The sequence below is a fragment of the Faecalibacterium sp. OF04-11AC genome, assembly GCF_003460645.1.
Classification (GTDB): domain Bacteria; phylum Bacillota; class Clostridia; order Oscillospirales; family Ruminococcaceae; genus Faecalibacterium; species Faecalibacterium prausnitzii_I.
On the sequence record NZ_QTVP01000012.1, the window covers coordinates 47,576 to 70,714 of the forward strand.

Here is a 23,139-nt window from a genome sequence, read left to right on the forward strand (position 1 = left end):
AGTATACCTCAGTTTGTTCCTTTAAAATAGAGTCCGCGGGTGAAATCGCCCTCGAAAGGTGCATGGACACGGATATTGTCCAGAATGGCAGCAGCCTCTTCCCTGCTTTCCAGCGTGAAGTAGGCCACGCCGTAGTCCACCGTCAGGGCACCGGGCTTGTCGCCCATATAGATGGGCACCGGGTTGTAGATGGTACGCACGCCCATGCCGCACCGCACCGGGAACTTTTTCGCCTTGCGGTCGGTCAGGACGCCCGTCTGATCGCAGTGGGCGCAGTCGTGGATGTTCTGCAGCGGGCAGGCGCGGGTGACCATCAGCGGCATGTGGCCGTAGACCAGCACGCCCGTGGGCACCGGCTTGCCTGCATGGGTGGGGGCAATGGTGCTGATGTCGCTGTCTTTCGTCTCGGGCAGGATGAGCACCGAGCCAAGGCCGTTGTCCGCGTAGAACTGCGCCGCCACCTGATTGGTGACGTTCAGGCCAAAGCCGCCGGACATGGGCAGGCCCCGGCAGAGCCGCAGGTGGGCGATGTTGCTCACCTCATAGCCCGCAAAGCCTGCATCCTGGGTGGCCGCGACGCGGCGGGCGGTATCCTCTTCCAGCTTGCCGAACATGACCCGGGGCAGCTCCAGGAGCGTCTTGCCCCGCCACTCGCGGGGGACACGGTCGGCCTGCGCGATGGGCAGGATCAGATATTCCACGCCGGAAAGAGCCTGTTCCGGCACCTGATCCCACCGCTCGAACCGGGCACGGAGGGTCCGTTGGGGCGGCAGGGTGCGCTGGGGCAGCGGCTCCAGCTCCACATCCTGCACCGGCCAGGGGCGCAGCACCTCCCGCTTTTTGAGCAGGGCGTCCAGCGCCTCCCGGCGCAGCTCGTTCACGGTGCTGCCGGGCACGAACCAGGGGCCCTCGTCCATCTCCACCTCGATGTTTTCCGCTGCAAAGGGGGTGCCGCCCGTCTTGGCGAGGCTCCGCTTCAGGCTCTCGGTGGGGTCGGCGCGGGCGGGCTGAGGCTCAAAATCGCCGTAGGCAAACGCCTTGTTGCCGTCGGCGTCGGTCACGGTCAGCTTCTCGCCGCCCTCTTCGATTTCCAGCTTCATCCGCACGGGCACCCGGGAGCGCTCCCGGCGGTAGAGCTCCCGCAGGGCGGGCAGGGTCTTTTTGGTCAGTTCGGCGTCGGCCTCACTGCGGACGCCAAACATGGTGCCGTCGATCTTCCCGTCCAGATAGCCGGAGGTGAAGCCGGAGCGGCTGAACGCATTTTTCAGCAGGTCACGGTCATAGGCACGGCCCTCCCGGCCTGCCAGACAGGCGCTGACCGCCGCCGCCACATACTCCGGCGTGCGCAGGCGGCCTTCGATCTTGGCAGAGGCCACCCCGATGGCCTGCAGCTTGTCCAGCTTGTCGATGACGGAGTTGTCTTTCAGGGAAAGGTGGTGCAGCCGCCCGGGCTTGCCCTCGGGCAGGGCGTTGGCCTCAAAGGGCAGGCGGCAGGGGCCTGCACAGGAGCCGCGGTTGCCGCTCCGTCCGCCCAAAAACGCCGACATATAGCACTGGCCGCTGACACACATGCAGAGCGCTCCGTGGACGAAGCACTCCGTCTCGATGCCGCAGTGCTTTGTGATGTGCTCCACCTCCGGCAGGCTCAGCTCCCGGGCCAGGACCACCCGGGTAAAGCCCAGCTCCTTGAGCTCCAGCGCCCCCTGCAGGGTGTGGACACTCATCTGGGTGGAGCCATGGCGGGGCAGCTGGGGTGCGATCTTCCCAATGAGGGTGGCCACGGCCAGATCCTGGCAGATGACCGCGTCCGCCCCGCTGGCGGCCACCGCCCGGATGGCATCGCGCAGAGAGGCCAGTTCCCCGCCGTACACGGTGGTGTTGAGGGCCACATGGACCTTGACGCCCCGGGCGTGGCAGAAACGGACGGCCTCTTTCAGGCTGTCGGCATCAAAATTTCCGGCGCCCGTGCGGGCGTTGAAGCCGGAAAAGCCCAGATAAACCGCATCTGCCCCGCTGAATACGGCGGCGTGCAGCATTTCTTCACTGCCCACAGGGGCAAGGATCTCAATATTTGCCATAACTCTCCTTTTGACGGCATGTTGCTGTACCTATTAAATAGAATCGATCTGAGAGCTGTCCCTCAGTTGCCTGCCTCGGCTTTGGCGGCCTGCTCCCGGGCAGCAGTCTCTTTCATTTTGGCCTGCAGCTTTGCCAGCTGCTCCCGCAGGGCAGCATTTTCCCGCTGAAGCACCTCGTTTTCGGCCCGGACCTTATCCTCGGCCAGCTTTGCCTTGGCTGCATCGGCAATGTAATCCTGGATCTGGCTGCGCATGTTTTCAGCACTGCCCGCGCTCTTGCGGTATTCGTCCAGATAATCCATGGCACAGAAGACCGCTGCCTTGCTCAGGGAAAGGTTGCCGTTGTCGTCCAGCAGCTTTGTAATGTCCTCATCCAGCTTCTTAGCCAGAGAGGTGATGTAGCTCTCGGTATCCGTCGTTGCGATCGCATAGGCGCGCCCGCAATGGTCACTCTCACTTTGTTTACCATCGTCTATCCTCACTTTGCACAGGGTTTTGCGGCTCCTTGCGGCGGGTGTCTGCCGGGACTCCCGGGCAAAATGGCGTGTTCCCGGGGGTTCCGGTACCGAACCCCGCCCTTTGCGGAGCTTTTCTCTGCGGTTTTTTCATTTGGGGTGGAGTTTGTGGCCGAATTACCCATCCAAAGAGGCTGTTCCGCGCCCGGTTTCGGCCCTGCGCCACCCATCTGTACCCTCTATTATAATATAAATACCGTGCGAGAAAAAGTGCTATTTTTGAATTTTTGGCAGATTTGTCAGAAACTAAGGCTCAAAAATAGCAGTTACGGAAAAAATAGGGGCTTTTTCTTGCAATCACCCGGGGAACATATTATAATATTACCGTTGTGTGAAGGACACGCGGGAATATTGGGAGTATATAAAGTGGGTGTCCTATTTTCAAAAAGCTCAATAATTTTAAGCACTCGTGCGGATAGGAGTTATTTATGACGACAAAAGAATTTGCAAAAATTCTTCAGGACAAGCTGACCAGCGAATATGGCGTGGAGCTGAGCGTTGCTTCCCAGCAGCAGATCTACCGTGCTCTGGCACTGATCTGCCGCCAGATGATGAGCGAGAACCACAAAAAGTTCCAGTCCCGTGCCATTGGCACCGGCACCAAGCAAGTGTATTACCTCTGCATGGAGTTTCTGATGGGCCGCAGCCTGAAAATGAGCCTGTTCAACTTAGGGCTGGAAGATGTGGCCCAGAAAGCACTGGCCGATGCCGACATCAGCATCGACAGCATTTTTGAGGAAGAGCCCGATGCAGGCCTGGGCAACGGCGGTCTGGGCCGTCTGGCTGCCTGCTACCTGGATGGCATGGCCACCACCGGCATCTGCGGCACCGGCTACTCCATCCTGTACGAGTACGGCATCTTCAAGCAGAAGATCGTGGACGGCTGGCAGCAGGAGCGTGCCGACAACTGGCTGCCCGGCGGTCAGGTCTGGCTGAAGAGCCACCCCGATCAGGCTGTGGAAGTCCGCTTTGACGGCGAGATCCACGAGAACTGGGATCACGGCTTCCATTATATCCAGCACACCAACTACAACAGCGTCATGGCTGTGCCCTCCGATATGTATGTGCAGGGCTACGACGGCAAGGGCGTGGCAAAGCTCCGCCTGTGGCAGGCCAAGGCCCCCGATTTTGATATGTCCAGCTTCTCTCTGGGCAACTACAACACCGCGATGAGCAAGAACGCAAGCACCGAGCTCATCTCCAAGGTGCTGTACCCCAACGACAACCACGTTGAGGGCAAGATCCTCCGCCTGCGCCAGCAGTACTTCCTGTCTGCCGCTTCCATCGGTGATATCGTCCAGAACCACCTGGCCACCTACGGCACGCTGGAGAACCTGGCCGACAAGGTCGCGATCCAGCTGAATGATACCCACCCCACCCTCGCCATCCCCGAGATGATGCGTATTCTGCTGGACGAGTGCGGCTTTGGCTGGGATAAGGCCTTTGAGATCTGCCAGAACGTCTTCTCCTACACCAACCACACCGTTATGGCCGAGGCTCTGGAGAAGTGGAATGTGGACATCTTCAAGATGACCCTGCCCCGCATCTACCAGATCGTGGTCGAGATGAACCGCCGTGCCCGCGAGAAGTTGGCAGCAGCATTCCCCGGCGACGAGGGCAAGATCAATTATATGGCCCTCATCGGCGACAATCAGGTGCGCATGGCCAACATCTGCGCTTACACCTCCAACAGCATCAACGGCGTCTCCAAGCTGCACAGCGAGATCATCAAGGAGAGCGTCTTCCACGATTACTACCTGTTCAAGCCCCAGGCGTTCAAGAACGTGACCAACGGCATCGCTTACCGCCGCTGGCTGCTGGCCTCCAACCCCGAGCTGTGCAAGCTGCTGGATGAGACCATTGGCGATGGCTACAAGCACGATGCTTCCGACCTGAGCAAACTGAACAAGTATGCCACCGACAAGACCCTGCTCAAGAAGCTGAACGAGATCAAGCTGGACAACAAGAAGAACTTTGCCAACTACCTCTCCAAGAGCACCGGCCAGGTCATCGACCCCAACTCCATCTTTGACTGCCAGGTCAAGCGGATGCACGAGTACAAGCGCCAGCACCTGAACGCGCTGAACATCGCTGCCCAGTACCTGTACCTGAAAGAGAACCCCAACGCGGATTTCATCCCCAAGACCTATATCTTTGGCGCAAAGGCTGCTCCCGGCTACTACATGGCCAAGCAGATGATCCGGATGATCTGCAAGCTGGGCGACCTCATCAACAACGACCCCGCTGTCCGCGAAAAGCTGCGCGTGGTCTATCTGGAAGAGTACTGTGTCTCCCTGAGCGAGCACCTGATGCCCGCTGCCGAGGTCTCTGAGCAGATCTCTCTGGCTGGCACCGAGGCTTCCGGTACCGGCAACATGAAGTTCATGCTCAACGGTGCCATCACCCTGGGCACTCTGGACGGTGCAAACGTCGAGATCGCAGACGCTGCCGGCAAGGAGAACGAGCTGATCTTCGGTATGCTGACTCCCGAGGTCAACAACCTGAAGCGGGTCGGCTACCACCCCAACGCGTTCATCATGGGCGATGACGTGGCCAATGCCGCTCTGAACTTCCTGGAGCGCGGCTGGAACGGCGAGAACTTCCACGAAGTGACTGAGAACCTGCGCAGCAGCGACCCCTATATGGTCATGGCTGACTTCAAGGATTACCGCCGTGCACAGGCCGACCTGCAGAAGCTGTATGCCGACCGCGAGAAGTGGGCACAGATGAGCCTGAAGAACATTGCCAACAGCGGCATCTTCAGCGCGGACCGTGCTGTCCTCGATTACGCTCGTGACATCTGGCACGCATCTGCCGTCAAGTAAGCATTTTCCCTGAATAATCCAAGCGCCCCGGACTGTGTAACGGCTCCGGGGCGTTTTTTGAGAAAGGATCGATTTTCCCTTGTCTTGTCTGTTCAACAGCTATGACCCCTATTTCAAGCAGCCCTTTGGTGCCGTGCGCGCCGGGCAGACGGTGCACCTGTCCCTCTGTATCCCGGAAGAGCTGGGCTATGTGGACCCACACCTCGTCATCCAGAAAGAGGGCAAGTACGATGTGCCCGTCCATTACCGGATGAAATTTGACGGCCAGACGCCCAAACAGAACCACTTTTCGGTGGACGTCACGCTGGGCGACGTGGGCCTGTACTTCTATTACTTTGACCTCTACACCGATTTCCGCTGCATCTTCCGCGGGCCGGACAACTGCGGCGTGGTCAGCTGGCAGGAGGGCGAAAGCTGGCAGCTGACCGTTTACGAGCCCAGCTTCCAGACGCCGGACTCCATCAAGGGCAAGGTGTTCTACCAGATCTTCCCGGACCGCTTCTGCGAGGGCGTGGAGAACAAGCCCATGCCCTTCCCGGACCGGCTCTATCAGGCCGATAAGCACGCGGAGCCGTTCTGGCAGCCCAACGAGATCGGCGGCCATCTGAATGAGGACTACTTTGGCGGCGACCTGAAAGGCATCCAGCTCAAGCTCCCCTACCTGCACGAGATGGGGGTGGACTTCCTCTACCTCAACCCCATTTTTGAGGCCCACTCCAACCACCGCTACAACACGGCCGATTACCTCAACGTAGACCCATTGCTTGGCACCAACGAGGATTTTGAAGCCCTCTGCATGGAAGCGGCCAAATACGGCATCGGCATCGTGCTGGACGGCGTGTTCAGCCATACGGGCTCGGACAGCCGGTATTTCAACCGGGAGGGCCGCTATGGTGAGGGCGGTGCTTACCGTGACGCGAACTCCCCCTACCGCGACTGGTACGATTTTGACCCCAAGTACAAGGGCGGCTACCGCAGCTGGTGGGGCTTTGAGACCCTGCCCGAAGTCAACGAGGAGACCCCCTCCTATGTCGATTTTGTCACGGGCGAGGGCGGCGTCATCGACACCTGGCTCCGCCGGGGCGCAGCCGGTTTCCGGCTGGATGTGGCCGACGAGCTGCCCGACAGCTTTATTGAAAAAGTGCGCGCCGCCGTCAAGCGGGTGGGCCCGGAAAAGTTCCTGCTGGGCGAAGTGTGGGAGGATGCCACCACCAAGTTCGGCTTTGACAAGCGCCGCACCTACCTGCTGGGCAAAGGGCTGGACAGCGTGATGAACTACCCGTTCAAAAACGCCGTGCTGGATTTCGTCAAAGGCAAGCCCGCCGAGCAGGCCATGAACGAGATCCTGACCATCTGTGAGCACTACCCGGCCCCGGCCATGGATACCGCCCTCAACTTCCTCTCCACCCACGATACCGAACGCGCCCTCACCGTCATTGCGGATGAGCCCGCCAATGGCCGGGGCCGGGAGTGGCAGAGCGGCCGCTGTGTGACCGGAGAGGCTTACGAAGAGGGCATCCTCCGGCTCAAGATGGCCTACGCCATCATCTACACCCTGCCCGGCGTGCCCTGCCTGTACTACGGCGACGAGATCGGGATGCAGGGCTACCGCGACCCGTTCAACCGCGGCTATTACTGCTGGGACAGCCACGAGAAGCGGCTCCGCCCGGTGCTGGCACAGCTGGCGCAGCTCCGCCACACCTGCGAGGCGTTCCACTCGGGTGCCTGCGGGTGCTGCGGGCGGACGGCGGCGTGCTCCACTACCAGCGCATTGGGCTGGTGGAAACGGCAGAGATCATCGTCAACCGCACCGAGCACCTCATCGTGGAGCCACTGGCCTCCGGCAAGCATACCGAGGTGAACCCCATGGGCTTCACCATCGTGGTGGAAGAGGTGGGCCACAACCCCAACCACAGCTATTACGATTACAAGTGACCTGATTTCGTATCCCACGCAACAATTCATGAAAAAATCATTGACTTGCACCCGGCTTTCTGCTTTATAATAGAGGCAGAAACCCCGCAAAGGAGGGATGTGCATGTCTCTGGTCGTCTCCATCGACCCCATCTTCTGGCTGCTGTGTGCCATCGGTTTTGTGGTGCTGGAAGCCATGACCTGGAATCTCGTCTCCATCTGGTTTGCCGTGGGCAGTGCCGCTGCCCTGCTCAGCTGCCTGCTGGTGCAGTCGTTCCGGGTGCAGGCGGCGGTATTTATCGCCGTCAGCGCCCTCTGCCTGCTGGCCTTTAAGCCTCTGGCCAAAAAACTGCGCAAAGCCCCCACCGCCACCAACGGCGACCGCAACCTGGGCCGGGAAGCACGGTGCTGACCCCCGTGACAGCGGAGGCCACCGGCCGCGTCCGGCTGGACGGCGTGGACTGGAACGCCCGCTGTGCCACCCCGGGTGACACCCTCGCCCCGGGCGAGAGCTGCCGCGTCACGGAAATTCACAGCACCCTGCTCATCGTGGAGCCCATCCGTACCGAAACCACTCATTAACAAAGGAGCGAACTATGGTCTTGTTTTTTGTCATCCTCGCCCTCATCCTCGTGGTTCTGCTGGTGGTCATCACCAACATCGTCATCGTGCCGCAGTCCATGGTCTATGTCGTGGAGCGGCTGGGCAGCTACTCCGAGACCTGGGCCTCCGGCCTGCATGTCAAGATCCCGTTTATTGAGCGGGTGGCCAAAAAGGTCAGCCTGAAAGAGCAGGTGGCGGACTTCCCGCCCCAGCCGGTCATCACCCGCGATAATGTCACCATGCAGATCGACACGGTGGTCTTCTTCCAGGTAATGGACGCCAAGCTCTACACCTACGGCGTCAACCAGCCCATCGCGGCCATCGAGAGCCTTTCCGCCACCACCCTGCGCAACATCATTGGTGAGATGGAGCTGGACCACACCCTCACCAGCCGTGACACCATCAACAGCAAGATCACGGCCATCCTCGACGAAGCCACCGATAAGTGGGGCATCAAGGTCAACCGTGTGGAGGTCAAAAATATTATTCCGCCGCGCGAGATTCAGGAAGCCATGGAGAAGCAGATGAAAGCCGAGCGTGAGAAGCGGGCCGTCATCCTGAAAGCCGACGGCGAGAAACAGGCCGCCATCACGGCCGCCGAGGGCGAAAAAGAATCCGCCATCCTCCGGGCCGACGCCGTCAAGCAGCAGCGCATCCTGGAAGCTGAGGGCGAGGCACAGGCCATCCTGGCCGTGCAGAAAGCCAACGCCGACGCCATCCGCCTGCTGAACGAGGCCATGCCCAACGATAAGGTGCTGGCCCTCCGCAGCCTGGAAGCACTGGCCAAGGTCGCCAACGGCAAGGCTACCAAGATCATCATCCCCTCGGAGCTGCAGAACCTGGGCGGCGTGGTGCCCGCCATCAAGGAGCTCGTCACCGAGCCCCGGAAAGAAGAGTAACCTATGATCTACGATACCCTGAACAACCTCCCCAATTATCTGGGCATGAGCGACAACCTGGACACTGTGATCGAATACATCATGGCCCGGGACATCAACACCCTGCCCGCAGGCAAGACCCGCATCGACGGCGACAACATCCTCGTCACCGTGAGCACCATCACCCCGCAGGCCAGCGAGAAAGCGCCTTTTGTCCGGCATGACGCCCACCTGACCCTTGAGACCGACCTCGAGGGCAGCGAGCTGTTTGAAGTTTCGCTGGGCGAGTTCTCCCCCACCAAACCCGCTGACGAGGCTGCGGACATCACCGTGGGCAGCGCCGGCACCAGCATTGCCGGAATGCTCTGCGAGGGCCGTTTTGCCCTCTATCTGGCCGGGGAGCCCTACAAATCCGGCCTCAAGGCCCAGGGCTGCGGCAAGCTGAAAAAGGCCGTTTTCTCCATTGCACTGGACCCGGATGAGGACGATGAGGAAGGAGACGCATAAATGGGCTTCTTTGCTATCCTGACTGCAAGCCTTTTTGTGGTATTTCTTTTCACGGTCTTCGGCGGATATTCCCTGCTGCTTTATTGCCAGCAGTCCCTGTTGATGATCGTCCCGCCTGCCCTTGTACTTGCCATCCTCGTATGGGCTTTCCTCCGTATGGATGATAAGATCACTGCTTTGCAGAAGCGGGTGGATGAGCTGGAAACCACCCATAAAATTCATTCTCCAAATCCGTAATTTCAGACACTCCACGCAGCGTAGGTTGCGTGGAGTGTTTTGTTCTGGTATGCTTGGGCAGAAGAAAAGGAGGGAACAGACCCATGAACAATTATGTCACCGGCAGCACCATCCGACAGCTGCGGGATGCAAAACACCTCACACAAGCGCAGCTGGCCGCTGCCCTTTCCGTCAGCGCCAAGACCATCTCCAAATGGGAGACGGCCAAGGGCCTGCCCGATATCTCCCTGTTGGAGCCCCTGGCGGCTGCGCTGGGCGTCTCTGTTCTGGAGCTGATGCAGGGGGAGCCTGTCGTCAACCGGAACCGTTCCGCCAATCTCCTGCGCTCCAAACTCTATGTCTGCCCCGTCTGCGGCAATGTGCTCCACGCCACCGGGCAGGCCGTGGTCAGCTGCTGTGGCGTGGCCCTGCCCGCGCAGGACATTGCGGAAGCGGAGGACGCCGACGAGCACCACCAGCTGACCATCGAGCGGGTGGAGGATGAGCTTTTTGTCACGCTCCATCACCCCATGACAAAAGACCACTTCATCTCGTTCATCGCCTACCTGACGGGCGATAAGCTCCAGCTGGTCAAGCTCTACCCGGAGGGCGATGCCTCCGCCCGCTTCCCGCTGCGGGGCACCGGGGTGCTCTACTTCTACTGCAACCGCCATGGCCTGATGAAAGCCCCGGATTTCCGGAATGCCACCCGCCGCACCCCGCCCCAGAAGCTCCATCTGCGGGAGCCGGAGGAAGCCGACCGGGAACAGGTGATGGCCTACCGGGACGAATTTCTGACCCTGGGCTCCCGGATGGACGGCACCTCAGCGCTGGACCAGTACCCGGATTTCGATGCCTGGCTGGCCAACATCCGCGCTTTGAAAGACCCGGCCACCACCCCGGCAGGGTTCGTACCCGCCACCCAGTACCTGGCCCTGGATGAGCAGGACCATCTTGTAGGGATGACCAACCTGCGCCACTACCTCAACGATTATCTGCTGAACTATGGCGGGCACATCGGCTACAGCGTCCGCCCGGCTGAGCGGAAAAACGGCTATGCCACCCAGATGCTCCGGCTGACGCTGGACAAAGCCCGCGAGCGGGGCATCGGCAAGGTGCGCATCTGCTGCGACCACTACAATGTCGCCTCTGCCCGGACCATCCGCGCCAACGGCGGTGTGCTGGAAGATGAGCTTTTCGACTCATCGGACGGAAGGCTGACCCAGCGGTACTGGATCCAGAACGACTGAATCCCGATAACGAAAAGCGCTGGTACACGTTTTCTGTGCACCAGCGCCTTATTTTTTGTCTTTATCTTGTTTTTATCCCAGATGGAACATATCGATCAGGACGATCATGGCAAGGCCATAGTAGACCACCACGGCCACCAGATCGTTGATGGTGGTGATGAGGGGACCGGACGCCACAGCCGGGTCGATGTGGATCTTGTGGAACAGCATCGGGATGACTGTACCCACCAGGCTGGAAATGACCATCGCAACGATCAGTGAGATGCCCACACAGCCCGAAAGCAGGAATGCCTCGCCCCAGGCATACGCTTTGAAGAAGTGGATATACACGCCCAGGAAGCCCAGCGCCATCACGGCCAGCAGCGCGCCGTTGACCAGGCCGACCCGCATTTCCTTGAAGAGCAGGTGCAGCTTTTTGCTGGTGGTGAGGTTTTCATCCACCAGCACCCGGATGGTGACCGCCAGGGACTGGGTGCCCACATTGCCTGCCATATCCAGCACCATGGACTGGAAGCAGATGACGATGGGCAGCACTGCCACCACCGATTCAAAGGCACCCACCACGGAGGAGACCAGCATCCCGAGGAAGAGCAGCGCCACCAGCCAGGGCAGACGCTTCTTCACACTCTGGAACACGCCCTCGTTCAGGTCTTCCTCGCTGGTCAGGCCGCCCAGCTTTGCGTAATCATCGCCCATCTGGTCGTCCACCAGTTCGACCACGTCCGCCGAGGTGATGATGCCCAGAAGCTTGCCGTTTTCATCCAGGACGGGCAGGCTCCGCTCGGCGTAGTCCACGATGCGGTCAATGCAGTCGCTGATCTTTTCGTGGTCGGTCACATAGGGGTAAGAACGGGCGATCAGCTTTTCCAGGCTGTCGTCCGCCCGGGCCACGATGAGGTCTTTCAGATCGATGGCACCGTAAAAGCGCTCGTTCTCATCCACCACATAAAGGGTCGAGATATTGTCGTTCTCGCCCGCCTGCTTCACCAGCTCGCTCATGGCCTGCCGGATGGTCATATCTTTCCGGATGTAGATGTAGTTGGTGGTCATGCAGCTGCCGATCTCGTCCTCGTCGTAGGAGAGCAGCAGCTTGACGTCATCGGCGGCGTCCTTATCCACTTTGTCCATCTGGTGGACGATCTTCTCTTTGTCCTCTTCTTCCAGGTCGTCCAGAGCATCCACAGCGTCGTCGGAGTCCATGTGGGAGACCACCTGCGCGGCCTCTTCCGGCGGCAGCTCTTTCAGGTAGGACTCCGCGTCGTCCAAGTAGGAGAAGATCTCTGCCACCTGCTCCACACCCAGGATGGCGTACAGCTTCCGGCGTTCTTCCGCCGTCAGGTCGGCCAGTGCGTCGGCCAGGTCGTTTTCATGGTAATCGGAAAGCTTTTCCGCCAGCTCCGCCTGCGGCAGGCCGCTGTGGATGATGTCCAGAATTTCCTGTACATAGTTTTTCTTCTGCATGGGTTGCCTCCTTGTCCGCCCCTGAAAATGGGCACAAAAAATACACCGCGTCTTGCCAAAGGCTCCTGCGGTGTATCAAGGACACATGCAATTCAGGACGCGGCAGACACACTTGCCATGTCCACATCGCAGGAGAAGCGTGGTTTCGGGTGATTGCTACTGTCGCTGTTCATACGGGAAGCTTCTCCTCCGTTCTTTGAAAAATTCTGCTTTTTCAGCCACGTTATAATACTACGCCGGGCTGGATTTTGCAACCCATTTTGCAAAAGTTTTACTGTTTTCTTTCCGGCATTTCCACGTCCGTTTTTCTCCTTGGCTTTTGGCGCCAAAAGGAGTATACTGGGCACAGAAAATATTGTGCAAAAGGAGTGCATGACCATGCAGGCAACCATCCATAATGAGTTTCTGACCCTGACGGTGGACACCCACGGCGCAGAGGCCGTCAGCCTGAAAAACGCGGCGGGTGAAGAGATGCTCTGGCAGGCTGACCCGGCCATCTGGAAGCGCCACGCGCCCATTCTCTTCCCCTGGACCGGCAAGCTGACAGGCGGCACCTTTACCGCAAACGGCAAGACCTACAAGGGCGGCCAGCACGGCTTTGCCCGGGATATGGAGCATACCCTGCTCAGGGCCGAGGGCGACACCATTCAGCTGGAGCTGCGCTCCAATGCCGAGATCAAGGCCCAGCGCTTTCCCTTTGATTTTGTCCTGACCAGCACGTTCCGGCTGGAGGGCAAGACGGTCCACCATACCCTCACGGTGCAGAACCCCGCCGAGGCCGCTCAGGAGCTGCGGTTCGGCATCGGCTATCACCCGGCGTTCAACGTCCCGTTTGACAGCGCCCACACCACCGAGGATTACGAATTCCGGTTCGACCAGCCCGAGAGCCCCATGATTCTGGACGCCTCCCCCAACGGCCTGCTGAGCGGCAGGTGCTATTACCAGTGGAAGAACGCCAGCGCCATCCAGCTGACGGATGACCTGTTTGCCAACGACAGCTTCTGCATGGCCGGCCTGCGCACCAAGACGCTGGGCATCTATGAGAAAGACACCGGCCGCAGCGTGGTCTGCAATGTCGCCGGTTATCCCTATACTCTCATCTGGAGTGCTCCCGCCAAACCCGTGCGGTATGTCTGCATTGAGCCCTGGCACGCCCTGCCCGGGGCCGAGACCGACCCGCAGGAGTGGAGCGAGCGTGCCGCCACCGCCTGCCTGGCCCCCGGCCAGCAGTGGGAGACGACCCTTTCCACGACATTTGACCGTTAAACATAAAAACTCCTCCGGCAGCTGCCGGAGGAGTTTTTGCGTGTATGAAAGATGTTACAGGGCCTTGATGGCGTTCTTGATGCGCTCGGCGGCCACTTTGGTCTTCTCGGCATCGCCGAATGCAGTCAGGCGGAAATAGCCCTCGCCGCACTCACCAAAGCCGACACCCGGAGTACCGACCACGCCGCAGTTCTCCAGCAGCCAGTCGAAGAACTCCCAGCTCTTCATGTTGCCGGGGCAGCGCAGCCAGATGTAGGGGCTGTTCTTGCCGCCGCAGTACCACACGCCGCACTCGTCCAGCGCGTCGGCCAGGACTTTCGCGTTGCGGCGGTAGTAATCGAGGTTGGCCTGAATTTCCGCCATGCCGCTCTCGGTAAAGACAGCGGCAGCCGCGCGCTGCACGAGGTAGGGCACACCATTGAACTTGGTGGTCTGGCGGCGGAGCCAGAGCTTGTTGATGTTCATGCCCTCGCGCTCCAGCTCCTTGGGCACCACGGTGTAGCCGCAGCGGGTACCGGTAAAGCCTGCGATCTTGGAGAACGAGCAGATCTCGATGGCGCACTCACGGGCACCCTCGATCTCAAAGATGCTGCGGGCCAGCGCGCCGTCCGAGATGAAGCACTCGTAAGCGGCATCGTACAGGATGATGGCGTTGTTCTTCTTGGCGTAAGCCACCCACTCCTTGAGCTGCTCACGGGTGTAAGCAGCGCCAGTGGGGTTGTTGGGGCTGCAGATATAGATGATATCCGCCTTGACGTTCTCGTCCGGCATCCCCAGGAAGCCGTTCTCCTCACTGGTGCGGCTGTAGATGATCTTGCGGCCGTCGGTCACGTTATCGTCCACATAGGTGGGGTAAACGGGGTCCGGCACCAGCACGGTGTTGTCCACATCAAACAGGCCCAGGATATTGGCCAGGTCGCTCTTGGCGCCATCGGAGATGAAGATCTCATCCTCTTCGATCTTGGTCCCGCGGCTGGCGTAATAGCCCTGGATGGCCTGCTTGAGGAACGGATAGCCCTGCTCCGGGCCGTAGCCGTGGAAACCCTCTTTGGTGCCCATCTCATCGGCTGCCTTATGCATGGCCTCCACCACGCACTTGGCCAGCGGCTGGGTCACATCGCCAATGCCCATCCGGATGATCTCTTTTTCGGGGTGAGCTTCCTGGTAGGCAGCCACCTTGTGCGCAATGTCCACAAAGAGGTAGCTGGCTTTCAGCTCCCCATAGTGATGATTCATTTTCATCGTTGTTCCCTCGCTTTTGTTGTTTCTCTCTTTGGCTCCCCTGCCAGGACAGACTCCCTCCGGCCGGAGGGAGATGTCGCGCCAGCGACAGAGGGAGGATAGCCTGGCCGCGCTAAAGCGCGGCCTGAGAGGTTTCATTTCAAATTGATACTTCTGCTACGCCCTCATATACCGTCACAGCGGCTCCGGTCATGAGCAGTTTCATGCCCGGGAGCACCCGGATGATGAGTTCGCCGCCCCGCAGTGCCACATGCACATCCTCCCCGGCCGGGCAGAGGCCCAGCTCGGTCAAGGCCGCCACCGTGGCACAGGTACCCGTACCGCAGGCCCAGGTCTCGCCGCTGCCCCGCTCCCACACCCGCATTTTCAGGTGGGTGGCGTCCACCACTTCCACAAACTCGGTGTTGATCCGCTCCGGGAAGTTCGGGTGGTTTTCAAAGGCAGGGCCGATCTCTTCCAGCTTCAGGCTGTCTACCTCCGGCACCACGGTCACACAGTGGGGGTTGCCCACGCCGATGCAGGTCACCTGCCAGCGTTTGCCCTCCACTTCCAGCGGGCAGTCCACCAGCGGGCCCTCGCCCATGTTCACGGCAGGCAGGGCCGCGGCCATGGTGGTGTACTCGCCCATTTCCACCTGCCACAGCCGCTCTCCCATCCGGGTCACCGTCTTGCAGCCGGCGCCGGTATCAATGGCCAGCCGCGGCTTTGCCACTCCGTGGGTGTACAGCCACTCGGCCACACAGCGGACGCCGTTGCCGCACATCTGTGCCTCGCTGCCGTCCGCGTTAAAAATGCGCATCCGGCCATCGGCCCCGGGGGTAACGGGGGCACAGATGCAGATGATGCCATCGGCTCCCACGGAAAAATGCCGCCGGGACAGGTCCCGCGCCAGCGGGACGATGTTCTCCGGCACACCGCTTTCCCGGCAGTCCAGATAGATGTAATCGTTGGCACAGCCCTGCATTTTGGTAAAGGATAATTTCATGGAAAGCCCTCGTTTTCATGGTGTTTGCCTCGGCAGCAGGGCACTGTATCCCAAGAGCCGCAGGCGACAAAAACAACCAAAACCGGCCTGCCAAGGGCCATCCTCCCTCTGTCGCTTGCAGCGCCATCTCCCTCCGGCCGGAGGGAGTCTTCCTGTCAGGAAAGACTCCCCGGTCGGGGGAGGTGGCACGAAAGTGCCGAAAGGGGAGTGGCTGTCCGCGAAGCAGACTGAGAGGTTGTTTGTCTTATATAATCATAAGAAGCAAAGGCCGTTCTGTCAAGCAGAAAAACGGACTTTCCCGCAATTTCTGCTGTTAAACTTTGCGGCAAAAGCTCCCAAACGTCAAAACAGGGCTTGACAATCCACAGTCCATGGGATATAAAAAAAGAGAGCGCTTTGCACAGTGTTCCACAGCCGGGCCCGCCAAGGGGCGCAATGGTCAAACCGCCCCAGCCCGGGCGGACGGTGCAGGGCCAACAATTTACTGCACAAAAAGGAGACCGCGACAAATGGATACGTTTGAGAAGATCCGCGCACTGCTGGCGGAGCAGCTGGACCTCGACCCCGCAAAAATCACGATGGAGAGCGACATCATGAACGATTTTGAGGCTGACAGCCTGGATATCGTGGATATGGTGATGACGCTGGAGGATGAGTTTGGCATCGAGGTGCCGGACGACGCCATCGAGAACCTGCGTACCGTGGGCGATGTAGTAAACTTTGTGGACAGCCACCAGGCAAACGGCTGAGTTTCAATTTGGCAGAAGCCCCGCTGCACTGGCTCTGCATCCGGCAGAATCAGGGCGGGGCTTTTAATATGGGTTCGTGCGGAACGCAGGGGAAATGAAACGCGTTTGGCGCACGGCCTTTGGAGGAAAAGACAAAAATGGCAAAAGACAACAAAAAGCTCGTACAGGCGATCACCAGCCAGGAAGACAACTTTGCACAGTGGTACACCGACATCTGCGTTAAGGCAGAGCTGGTGGAGTACTCCAGTGTCAAGGGCTTCATCATCCTGCGCCCCTATGGCCAGGCCATCTGGGAGCTGATCCAGAAAGACATGGATGCCCGCTTCAAGGCAACCGGCCATGAGAACGTGGCCATGCCTGTGCTGATCCCTGAGAGCCTGCTGCAAAAGGAAGGCGAACTGGTCAACGGCTTCGCGCCGGAGGTGGCGTGGGTCACGATGGGTGGTTCTGACAAGCTGGAAGAACGCCTGGCCGTCCGCCCCACCAGCGAGACCATGTTCTGCGATCACTGGTCCCGGGTGCTGCACAGCTACCGTGAGCTGCCCATGAAGTACAACCAGTGGTGCAGCGTCGTCCGCTGGGAGAAGACCACCCGCCCGTTCCTGCGCAGCCGCGAGTTCTGGTGGCAGGAGGGCCACACCATCCATGAGACCGCAGCCGAGGCTGAGGCAGAGACCCAGCAGCAGCTGAACTGCTACGCGGACGTCTGCGAGCAGGATCTCGCCATCCCTGTTGTCAAGGGCCGCAAGACCGATAAAGAGAAGTTTGCAGGCGCAGAGGCCACCTACACCATCGAGGCCATGATGAAAGACGGCAAGGCCCTGCAGAGCGGCACCAGCCATTACTTTGGCGATAAATTCAGTAAGGCCTACGATGTGACCTTTACCGGCCGCGACAACCAGCTGCATCACCCGTTCCAGACCAGCTGGGGCGTTTCCACCCGTCTGGTGGGTGCCATCATCATGACCCACGGCGACGACGACGGCCTGATCCTGCCCCCCGCTGTGGCTCCCATCCAGGTGGTGGTCGTTCCTATCGCGGCCCACAAGCCCGGCGTCAGTGAGAAAGCCGCTGAGCTGGCTGAGAAGATCAGCAAGTACGCCCGCGTCAAGCTGGACGACAGCGACAACGCCCCGGGCTGGAAGTTCTCTCAGTGGGAGATGAAAGGCGTGCCTCTCCGCCTGGAGATCGGCCCCAAGGACCTGGAGAAGAACCAGTGCGTCCTGGTCCGCCGCGACACCCGTGAGAAGACGTTCGTCTCTCTGGACGAGCTGGAGACCGCCATCCCCGCCCAGCTGGAGGCCCTGCGCAAGGACCTGTACGAGCGTGCCCTTGCCAACCGTGAGAAGCGCACCTGGGCTGCCACCACCATGGACGAGGTCAAAGAGCTGGCCAAGGCCAACACCGGTTACATCAAGACCATGTGGTGCGGTGATCTCGCCTGCGAGATGAAGATGAAAGAGGAAGCTGGCCTGTCCAGCCGCTGCATGCCCTTTGAGCAGGAGCACCTGAGCGATGTCTGCCCCTGTTGCGGCAAGCCCGCCAAGACCATGGTCTACTGGGGCGTGGCCTACTAAGATTTTCCCAATGAGATGACCTGATTGCAAAGAACCACACCATGTGCCAGCAAAACGGCACATGGTGTGGTTTTTTTGTTCTGGCCGTCTCTTTTTTGTGCAGGGGTTCCGTGCCGTGGTGCCGAACACTGGAGCAGACTGCGGAATAAGCTGGCTCGAACGATTCTTTCACACAAAGGAGAGCATGAGCATGGCAACCGGAATTTTGCGCATCCAGGCCTTTGCGGCCCGCCAGTCCAGCCCGGTGGAAGGCGTGACCGTGACCATTACCGGGGACGGCTTCACCGTGACCCGCCGCACTGACGCCGAGGGCAGCGCCGGGGACGTGACCCTCACCACCCCGGACTGCGCCCTCTCACTGGACGAAAACAACACCACCACCCGCCCCTACGCGGTGTGCGACCTGACCGCCTTTAAGGAGGGCTGGCGCCCTGTCCGCATCCAGGGCGTGCAGGTCTTCCCCGGGCAGGTCACATTGGCCCAGCCCGAGATGATCCCGGACACGGAGGCGGACCGGGACATCCCGGTAGAGCCCATCGTCATCCCCGCCCACGCCCTGTTTGCCGGGGGCGGCGGCAGCGGCCCGGAACCCACCACCAACTGTGACCCCAAAGTCCTCAGCCGGGTCATCATCCCCAAAAACATCACGGTCCACCTGGGCAGACCCGCCGCCAGTGCCCAGAACGTGACCGTCTCGTTCCGCCGCTATATTGCCAACGTGGCGTCCAGTGAAGTCTACCCGACCTGGCCGGAACAGGCCCTCCGGGCCAACATCCACTGCCAGATCTCGCTGGCGCTCAACCGCATCTACACCGAGTGGTACCCCAGCAAGGGCTACCGTTTCAACATCACCAATTCCACCAGTTATGACCAATACTATGTCCACGGACGGACGGTGTTTGACGTGATGGTGCGCCTGACGGACGACATCTTCAACACCTACATCCGCAAGAAAGGCACTGTGAACCCTTACTACTCCGAATACTGCGACGGCAGATCCGTCACCTGCCCGGGGCTCAAGCAATGGGGCACCGTCACGCTGGCCAACCAGGGCCGCAACGCCCTCAGCATCCTCAAATACTACTACGGGAACAACATCGAGATCATCCGCACCAACAACATCGAGTCCATCCCCCAGAGCTACCCGGGCAGCCCGCTGAAGCAGGGCGACCGGGGCACCAGCGTGTTCACCCTGCAGCGGCAGCTGAACCGCATCACCAAGGATTACCCGTTTCTGGGCCTGCTGACCGTGGACGGCATCTTTGGCAGCAGCATGACCAGCACCGTGAAAAAATTCCAGAAGCAGTTCAACCTCACCGCCGATGGCGTGGTAGGGCGGCAGACCTGGTATAAGATCAGCTATATCTACGTCTCCGTCAAGGATCTGGCCGAATTGACCAGCGAGGGCGAGACGGCCAGCGGCACCCTCTCGGATGGCAGCTGGGGCGGCACCACCCTGCGGCAGGGCTCCACCGGCAGCGCCGTGGAGCAGGTGCAGTTCTGGCTGAATACGCTGGCTCAGTACGATTCCGCCATCCCCTCGGTGACGGTGGATGGTGTGTACGGCACCGGCACGGCCAACGCGGTGCGGGCATTCCAGCGGCGGTACGGCCTGACCGTGGACGGCGTGGTGGGCCAGAACACCTGGAACGAGCTCTACGACGAGTTTCGGAGCATCCAGTCCGACAACGGTACTCCCAATGCCTACCCGGGCACGCCGCTGCGGCAGGGTGCCAGCGGGCAGAATGTCCGGCTCATCCAGTTCTGGCTCAAGATTGCCCGGACGGTGTATTCCTCGCTGAACAGTGTCACGGTGGACGGCGTTTTTGGCAGCGCCACCACAGCAGCCGTCCGGAAATTCCAGAGCTACTTCGGCCTCACCAGCGACGGTGTGGTGGGCCGCGCCACCTGGACCAAACTCTATGAGGTGTACAACGACATTGCCAACCGACTGCTCTCTTCCAGCCTGCGGCCCGGCGAGTACCCGGGCACCCTCCGCCGGGGCAGCACCGGCACCGCCGTGCGGGAGCTGCAGTTCTACCTCTACCTCATGAGCGCCTACGAGAGCAGCATCCCCACCGTCTCCATCGACGGCAGCTTTGGCGCGGCCACCGAAACCGCTGTGCGGGCCTACCAGCGCTTTGCGGGGCTCACGGTGGACGGCATCGTGGGACGCACCACCTGGAATTCTCTCTACCGCACGGCTTCCCGCCTGCGGCAGTCCGGGCCGGTGGTCACACTGAGGCGCCTGCCCTACCCCGGCACCCCCCTGACCGTTGGCTCGGACAGCAGCACGGTGCTCTACTACACGATTCTTTTGCAGCGGATTGCCTACTATTACCAGAGCGTGGAGAACCCGCCTCTTTCCAGCCAGTACACCGAGGAAACGGCCAACGCTACCCGCAGTGCACAGGAGCTACTGGGCCTGCCCCAGACCGGTGTTGCCGACGCCGAGACCTGGACAGCGGTGGAAGCGCTGAGCCTCCAGCTTGCAGCCTACACTCCCAACCCGGACCGGGACGGCGCACAGGGTCTTGCTTACCCAGGCCGCGCCATAGCCGAGGGCAGCACCGGGCCGGATGTCTTGCAAATTGAGCAGTGGATCAATGGCCGGGCCTGCCTCTACTGCGGCGAGGACTATGTGAGCGAAAACTCTGTCTTCGGCGCGGCGGAAACGCGTGCTGTCAAGGCCGCGCAGGCCCGGGCCGGGCTGGAACAGACGGGCACGGTCGACCGGGAGACCTGGGCCGCTCTGCGGGCCCAGAGCCGCGATGCCTGTGAATCGGAAACGGAGGAATGAGCACGATGGCACGGTTACTGGTCTACGACGCATACGAGAACAAAGTTTACACCTACGCCAACCTGCGCGAGAATGACCCCATGCCCTACAGCACCGGCACCACCCTGCGGGTGCGGGAGTTCCGGGGCAAATCGGGCAGCCCGGTGCTCTGGACGACGATCGCGGCCATGGAGGCCTGGAACCTGACTCGCCGCAAGTACGGCAGAGGCATCCCGGTAGGGTACGCGTTCCGCCGCATCTGGGAGGGCGGCCACGGCACCCGCAGCCAGCACTATGCGGGTGTCTCGCTCGATGTAGGGCAGAGCCTGACCCAGAGCGAGCGCACCGCCATCTACAACGCGGCCCGAGGCACCGGGGCCTGGGGCTATGTGGAGCCCCTGAGCCAGACCCCCACCTGGGTGCACATGGACCGCCGCTACGGCACCCCCGCCTGCAGCGGCACCACGGCAGGCTACCCCACCCTGCGGCGGGCAGCCGGGGCTGCTACGTCATGATCTTACAGGACGCTCTCTCCACCCTGGGCTACCAGACCGGGAGCCGGATCGACGGGCTGTTCGGCGCGCGGACGGAAGAGGCCCTGCGGGGCTACCAGCGCCGCACCAGCCTGAGGGTGGACGGCGTCTGCGGCTGCAACAGCTGGAAGAAGATCACCACCGCCGTGCTGGGCGTGGGCCGCACCAAGACCACCATTGATTAACCCCTGATAAGCCAAAAGCGCTCCCCGCCGGGCCGTTTCAGCCGTGCGGGGAGCGCTCTGTTACTTTTTTCGTTTTATCCAACCGTGATGTCTTCACTGAGCACCTGGCCGATGGGCTTTGCGATGCACAGGTCCGCCTGAGCATCCGCCCCGGTGGGCTGCATGTTGATGACCACCAGATGGCGGCCCCGGAAATACCGGATGAGCCCGGCCGCCGGGTAAACCACCAGGCTGGTGCCGCCAATGATGAGGGTGTCCGCTTTCCGGATGGCCTGCACGGCCCCGGAGAGGACTTCCTCGTCCAGCCCCTCTTCGTAGAGCACCACGTCCGGCTTGACGATGCCGCCACACTCCGGGCAGCGGGGCACACCGGTGCTGTTGGCGATGAAGTCCACATCATAGAACGCGCCGCAGCCCGTGCAGTAGTTGCGCAGGGTGCTGCCGTGGAGCTCAAACACGTTTTTGGAGCCCGCCGCCTGGTGCAGGCCGTCGATGTTCTGGGTGATGACCGCTTTCAGCTTGCCCTCTTTTTCCAGCCTGGCCAGCCGCAGGTGGGCCGCGTTGGGCTTTGCGCCCTTTACAATCAGCTTATCCCGGTAAAAACGGTAAAACTCCTCGGGGTTCTCCTCCCAGAACGTGTGGCTCAAAATCTCCTCGGGCGGGTAATCGTATTTCTGGTGGTACAGCCCGTCCACACTGCGGAAATCCGGGATACCGCTCTCGGTGGAAACGCCCGCCCCGCCAAAGAAAACAATGTTGCCGCTCTCGGCAATGATCTTTTCCAGTTCTGCTACCATAACAAAAACGCCCCTTTCCCGGCCTTGTGTTGTTCTGCACCCAGTATAGCACAATTTGGCCGGAAAGGAAGCGTTTGTTTTTCTGTGGTTTTCTTCAACGGTGGTGCTCCGCAAACAGCCGCCCCAGCTGGGCAAACAAGTCCTGCGGGAGCATCCCGTATTCGCCCCGGAGGGCGGCGGCCCGGTCGGCAGCCGCTCCGTGGAGGTAGACCGCACAGGCGGCGGCTTCGTAGGCGGGCAGACCGCAGGCCAGCAGGGCCGCCGTCATCCCGGCCAGAGCGTCCCCGCTGCCGCCCCGGGAAAGGCCCGGATTGCCCGTGGTGTTGACGCAGCAGCGGCCATCCGGCGCGGCGACTACCGTCCCTGCCCCTTTCAGCACCACCACGGCGTTCCACTCCCGGGCAAAGCGGCAGGCCGCTCCCTCCCGGTCCGCCGCAAGGGCGGAAGTGGAACGCCCCGTGAGCCGGGACATTTCCCCGGGGTGAGGCGTCAGGATCAGCTCGCCCGCCGGGTGGGGCAGGGCTCTGCCCGCATTGAGGAGGCTGGCAGCGGCGTTCAGGCCGTCGGCGTCCAGCACCGCGCTGCCGCCAAAGCCGGGCAGCAGTTTTTCCACCAGCTCCCGTGTCTCGGCGGCCGGGCAGCAGTTTTTCCACCAGCTCCCGTGTCTCGGCGGCCCGGGCCGCGGACTGGGCCGTGTAGCCCAGGCCGGGGCCCAGCAGCAGGGTGGTGGCTTTCTGGCGGGTGATGTTCGGGAGGCTGCGGGGCGAGATGCCGCCCTC

General features: G+C 61.0%; 21 protein-coding genes. 14 read left to right on the top strand and 7 right to left on the bottom strand.

Annotated features, from left to right (window positions below; all coding sequences use genetic code 11):
• Positions 1–8: 8 nt before the first annotated feature.
• Both DXA70_RS07775 and DXA70_RS07780 read right to left on the bottom strand, forming a co-directional pair.
• Entirely contained in the window at positions 9–2,078 is a 2,070-nt protein-coding gene (locus DXA70_RS07775) for a U32 family peptidase (RefSeq protein WP_128118131.1), read from the bottom strand.
• Positions 2,079–2,140: 62 nt separating this feature from the next.
• Entirely contained in the window at positions 2,141–2,560 is a 420-nt protein-coding gene (locus tag DXA70_RS07780) for a cell division protein ZapA (protein WP_243001223.1), read from the bottom strand.
• Between the two features lie 461 nt (positions 2,561–3,021).
• Between DXA70_RS07780 and DXA70_RS07785 the strand changes: the two genes are divergently transcribed.
• From DXA70_RS07785 to DXA70_RS15430, 8 genes are all read left to right on the top strand, one after another.
• Positions 3,022–5,418 carry a glycogen/starch/alpha-glucan phosphorylase gene (locus DXA70_RS07785; protein ID WP_128118132.1) on the top strand — a complete coding sequence of 799 codons (2,397 nt, stop codon included), beginning with the start codon at positions 3,022–3,024 and terminating at the stop codon, positions 5,416–5,418.
• A 79-nt stretch (positions 5,419–5,497) separates the two neighbouring features.
• Positions 5,498–7,279, top strand: a complete 1,782-nt coding sequence (locus DXA70_RS07790) for a glycoside hydrolase family 13 protein (RefSeq protein WP_243001224.1) — start codon at positions 5,498–5,500, stop codon at positions 7,277–7,279.
• A gap of 177 nt (positions 7,280–7,456) precedes the next feature.
• Positions 7,457–7,744, top strand: coding sequence for a hypothetical protein (locus DXA70_RS14375; protein ID WP_243001225.1), 288 nt, complete (start codon positions 7,457–7,459; stop codon positions 7,742–7,744).
• Entirely contained in the window at positions 7,738–7,914 is a 177-nt protein-coding gene (locus DXA70_RS14380; protein WP_243001226.1) for an NfeD family protein, read from the top strand. The genes DXA70_RS14375 and DXA70_RS14380 overlap by 7 nt, the downstream gene beginning before the upstream one ends.
• A 14-nt stretch (positions 7,915–7,928) precedes the next feature.
• Positions 7,929–8,834 carry an SPFH domain-containing protein gene (locus DXA70_RS07800; RefSeq protein WP_022257650.1) on the top strand — a complete coding sequence of 302 codons (906 nt, stop codon included), beginning with the start codon at positions 7,929–7,931 and terminating at the stop codon, positions 8,832–8,834.
• A 3-nt stretch (positions 8,835–8,837) separates the two neighbouring features.
• Positions 8,838–9,320 carry a YhcH/YjgK/YiaL family protein gene (locus DXA70_RS07805; RefSeq protein ID WP_128118133.1) on the top strand — a complete coding sequence of 161 codons (483 nt, stop codon included), beginning with the start codon at positions 8,838–8,840 and terminating at the stop codon, positions 9,318–9,320.
• Positions 9,321–9,557: a hypothetical protein gene (locus DXA70_RS07810; protein WP_128118134.1), complete on the top strand. Its 237-nt coding sequence runs from the start codon at positions 9,321–9,323 to the stop codon at positions 9,555–9,557.
• Between the two features lie 83 nt (positions 9,558–9,640).
• Positions 9,641–10,786 carry a GNAT family N-acetyltransferase gene (locus DXA70_RS15430; protein WP_128118135.1) on the top strand — a complete coding sequence of 382 codons (1,146 nt, stop codon included), beginning with the start codon at positions 9,641–9,643 and terminating at the stop codon, positions 10,784–10,786.
• Between the two features lie 72 nt (positions 10,787–10,858).
• Here DXA70_RS15430 and mgtE read toward each other — a convergent pair whose 3' ends face one another.
• A complete protein-coding gene (gene mgtE, locus DXA70_RS07820) occupies positions 10,859–12,247 on the bottom strand; it encodes a magnesium transporter (RefSeq protein WP_128118136.1) in 1,389 nt (462 codons plus the stop codon).
• Between the two features lie 378 nt (positions 12,248–12,625).
• On the opposite strand from mgtE, the gene DXA70_RS07825 reads away from it, so the two are divergent.
• Positions 12,626–13,513, top strand: a complete 888-nt coding sequence (locus tag DXA70_RS07825) for an aldose 1-epimerase family protein (protein WP_128118137.1) — start codon at positions 12,626–12,628, stop codon at positions 13,511–13,513.
• Positions 13,514–13,567: 54 nt separating this feature from the next.
• Here DXA70_RS07825 and DXA70_RS07830 read toward each other — a convergent pair whose 3' ends face one another.
• Together DXA70_RS07830 and dapF are read right to left on the bottom strand one after the other, a co-directional pair.
• Complete coding sequence (locus DXA70_RS07830) at positions 13,568–14,755, bottom strand: LL-diaminopimelate aminotransferase (RefSeq protein WP_128118138.1); 1,188 nt, start codon at positions 14,753–14,755, stop codon at positions 13,568–13,570.
• Positions 14,756–14,894: 139 nt separating this feature from the next.
• A complete protein-coding gene (gene dapF, locus DXA70_RS07835) occupies positions 14,895–15,740 on the bottom strand; it encodes a diaminopimelate epimerase (protein ID WP_128118139.1) in 846 nt (281 codons plus the stop codon).
• Positions 15,741–16,249: 509 nt separating this feature from the next.
• Between dapF and acpP the strand changes: the two genes are divergently transcribed.
• The 5 genes from acpP to DXA70_RS14395 all read left to right on the top strand — a co-directional run bounded on the left by acpP (position 16,250) and on the right by DXA70_RS14395 (position 21,563).
• Positions 16,250–16,489, top strand: coding sequence for an acyl carrier protein (gene acpP / locus DXA70_RS07840; RefSeq protein ID WP_022257640.1), 240 nt, complete (start codon positions 16,250–16,252; stop codon positions 16,487–16,489).
• A 137-nt stretch (positions 16,490–16,626) separates the two neighbouring features.
• Positions 16,627–18,066 (top strand): proline--tRNA ligase, encoded by a 1,440-nt coding sequence (gene proS / locus DXA70_RS07845; RefSeq protein ID WP_128118140.1) that lies wholly within the window; start codon positions 16,627–16,629, stop codon positions 18,064–18,066.
• Between the two features lie 190 nt (positions 18,067–18,256).
• Positions 18,257–20,866, top strand: coding sequence for a peptidoglycan-binding protein (locus tag DXA70_RS07850; RefSeq protein ID WP_128118141.1), 2,610 nt, complete (start codon positions 18,257–18,259; stop codon positions 20,864–20,866).
• A 5-nt stretch (positions 20,867–20,871) separates the two neighbouring features.
• Complete coding sequence (locus DXA70_RS07855; protein WP_243001227.1) at positions 20,872–21,360, top strand: hypothetical protein; 489 nt, start codon at positions 20,872–20,874, stop codon at positions 21,358–21,360.
• A complete protein-coding gene (locus DXA70_RS14395; protein WP_243001228.1) occupies positions 21,357–21,563 on the top strand; it encodes a peptidoglycan-binding protein in 207 nt (68 codons plus the stop codon). Before DXA70_RS07855 ends, DXA70_RS14395 begins: the two co-directional genes overlap by 4 nt.
• 74 nt (positions 21,564–21,637) lie before the next feature.
• On the opposite strand, the gene DXA70_RS07860 is transcribed toward DXA70_RS14395, so the two are convergent.
• Together DXA70_RS07860 and DXA70_RS07865 are read right to left on the bottom strand one after the other, a co-directional pair.
• Positions 21,638–22,360: an NAD-dependent protein deacylase gene (locus tag DXA70_RS07860; protein ID WP_128118142.1), complete on the bottom strand. Its 723-nt coding sequence runs from the start codon at positions 22,358–22,360 to the stop codon at positions 21,638–21,640.
• 94 nt (positions 22,361–22,454) lie between these two features.
• The coding region (locus DXA70_RS07865) for an NAD(P)H-hydrate dehydratase (RefSeq protein ID WP_243001229.1) at positions 22,455–23,139 on the bottom strand (685 nt) is incomplete at its 5' end.